Origin of the sequence: Microbacterium resistens NBRC 103078 (assembly GCF_001552355.1) — a bacterium.
GTDB classification, from domain to species: domain Bacteria; phylum Actinomycetota; class Actinomycetes; order Actinomycetales; family Microbacteriaceae; genus Microbacterium; species Microbacterium resistens.
On the sequence record NZ_BCRA01000100.1, the window covers coordinates 1 to 2570 of the forward strand.

Here is a 2570-nt window from a genome sequence, read left to right on the forward strand (position 1 = left end):
GGAGGCGCACACGGACCGGATCGGGTACCTGCCGCAGCGGATCGACGGGCTCGACGAGCACGCGTCGGTCCTCGCCAACGTGGCCGCGCGGGCCCCGGAGATCCCGGAGAAGGAACTGCGCAACCGACTGGCGCGGTTCCTCATCCGCGGCGGAGCGGTCGACCGACCGGTCGCCAGCCTCTCCGGGGGCGAGCGGTTCCGGGTCGCCCTCGCGACGGTCCTGCTGGCCGACCCGGCACCGCATCTCGTCGTGCTCGACGAGCCCACCAACAACCTCGACCTGGACACGGTCGACCAGGTGGTGGAGGCGCTGCGGGCCTACCGCGGCGCGGTGCTCGTCGTCAGCCACGACGACGTGTTCCTCGATCGGCTGGAGCTGGATCTGCGCCTGGAGCTGGATCCCCAGGACGGGTTCCTCGTCCGGGACGCCCGCCCGGCGGGGTAAGGCCAGCTCTCCTCGAAGAGTCGGGCCAGCCCCCGTGACGCGGCGCGGTCGCGGCGGGAGGATGAGAGCATGAACGATCTCATCCGCCCCCGCCGCGGCCGCGTCCTCGCGGGCGTGTGCGCCGCCGTCGCGACCCGCTTCGGGTGGTCCCCCACCGTCGTGCGCATCCTCACCGTGCTCGCCATGGTGTTCGCCGGGCTGCCCCTCTGGGTGTACATCGTGCTGTGGATCCTCATCCCGGCCGAGCGCTGATCCCTCTCGATCACGGCTTCGGTCCCGCCCCGGGCGTCATGGCTAGGGTGGGACCGTGCGCACTTCCTCACCGCCCGCGGCCGCAGACCCCGTCGCCGGGTCCGGGACGGGACGACGCGCCCGCACGACGGTGATCACGGAGGCCTGGGCAGCCCTCGGCGCGGACGTGGAGGCCCTGAGCAACCCCGCCGGCCGGCCGCTCGCGCGCACCGTGAAGCTCATCCTCGACCCGCTGGTGATCCGGCCCGTGCAGAACCCGCACCTCGCCGGATCCGCCCTGGATCCGACGGCAGCGTCGGAGCTGACCGCACGCATTCACGGCGCGCGGGACGATCTCGCCGCGACGGCCGCCTGGTTCCCCGAGCTCAAGCGCGCCCGGCGGGCGCTCGGCGTGACCGAGGGCAACCCGCAGGACCTCTACTTCCAGCGCTGTTTCGAGCTGGCCCGATCGACGGGGATGCCCGGTCCGGACGCGGCCGCGATCGCCGCGAGCACCGTCGCCGAGGTGCAGCAGGAGACGGGCGGTTCGCTGCTGACGCGCATCCGCGCGCTGCTCGAGGACGACGCCGAGCGTGCGGTCCTCGACGCGGCGCTCGCCGACGCCTGGGCGGCCACCGCGCCCCTGCCCTCCCCCACGCCGGACGCCGACGCCCTGGCGCAGCGGTTCCTCGATGTCTGCGTGGAGGACCCGGACGACGCCGACGCCTCGTTCACCGCGCTCGTCGCCACCGCCTCCGGCACGGCCTCGGCCGCGGGCCACGCCGACCCGGGCGCGGTGCGCGATCTCGGCTTGACCGCCCACGAGACGATCCCCGTGCCCCGGATCGGCGGCACCGCGACGAAACGCGATCTGCCGCTCCCCTTCGACCGCTCGGTCTTCGAGCGGCTCTTCGCCGCGCTGTCGTCCGGATCCCCGCATGAGCTCCTGAGCGACGCGGCAGACCTGCTCGCCGACGAGATCGCGCGCTCGGCGGCGCCCTGGCAGCTCGCCGACGAGCGCAGCAGGGTCGTCATGATGCTCGGACGCGAGTCCGGACAGGCGCTGGGCCCCTCCGCCTCCCCGCGCCCGGCGCGCGGCGTCCGTCTTCTGCACGGACGCTGGTCGCGGGAGGCGTACGTGCGCCGCGTGCTGCGGCTCCCCGGGGATGCCAGCGGTGTGCCGGAGTCCCTCCGCGACGACGTGCGCGACGCCCGCCGCGCGTATCTGCGGCGGCTCTGGGTCCGCGTCCACGGGCGGGAGCTGCGGGGGCGCCCACCCGCCGCCGACGAGGTCTGGGACCTGCTGGACGGCGTGCTGCGCTCGGTGATCATGGACCAGCGCCACCGCGTGAAGGCCGCGCTCGGCCGGGACCTCCCGGGAGCCGCATGACTCTTCTGCTGACGCCGACCGAGGACGGCGGCATCCGGATCTCCGCCCACGAGGACGGGGCGGACGGGTCCGTCCTCCCGCCCGCGCCCCCGTCGGCGACCGCCCTCGTCGAAGGGCGCGGCGCACTGCTGCGCTGGCGCATCGACGGGTCGGCGACCCCGACCGCGCTCGTGCTCCACCCGGGGATCGCGCAGGAATGGCTCGCCGACGTCTACGGGGACGAGGTCGCCGAGGCCGTGCGCTCCGTCGCGCCGGCGGACTCCCCCCGCACGCTCCCCGCCGATGAGGGGCCGCTGCGCGCCGAGCTCCGACGCTGGGCGCACCTGTCCTGGGCGCGCTCCTGGTGGCCGGCGGGCCTCGCGTTGCCGCCCCTCTCCGCCGGCCTCATCGACGCCGAACGGATCCTGCTCACCGCGGGCCTGGAGCATCTGCTGGACGACGAGGACGCGGTCGTCCGCGCTCTCGCGGACGGCCGCGCCGCCCTGGCCGCCCTCGCCGCCGCCC

The 2570-nt window shown here is 75.3% G+C and carries 4 protein-coding genes; all 4 read left to right on the forward strand.

All coding sequences use genetic code 11. The features are described from left to right. On the forward strand, positions 1–445 hold a 445-nt coding region (locus tag MR1_RS15100; RefSeq protein WP_157518269.1), incomplete at its 5' end, for an AAA family ATPase. Positions 446–514: 69 nt separating this feature from the next. Then, positions 515–697 (forward strand): PspC domain-containing protein, encoded by a 183-nt coding sequence (locus MR1_RS15105; RefSeq protein ID WP_067248683.1) that lies wholly within the window; start codon positions 515–517, stop codon positions 695–697. A gap of 55 nt (positions 698–752) precedes the next feature. Then, on the forward strand, positions 753–2066 hold the full coding sequence (locus tag MR1_RS15110) for a hypothetical protein (RefSeq protein WP_157518271.1): 1314 nt from the start codon (positions 753–755) through the stop codon (positions 2064–2066). Next, the coding region (locus MR1_RS15115) for a hypothetical protein (RefSeq protein WP_217996235.1) at positions 2063–2570 on the forward strand (508 nt) is incomplete at its 3' end. The genes MR1_RS15110 and MR1_RS15115, both read left to right, overlap by 4 nt.

What these genes read in the sequence shown, in the direction of transcription:
- MR1_RS15105 (WP_067248683.1), top strand. Translation starts at nt 515, where the DNA reads ATGAACGATCTCATCCGCCCCCGCCGCGGCCGCGTCCTCGCGGGCGTG.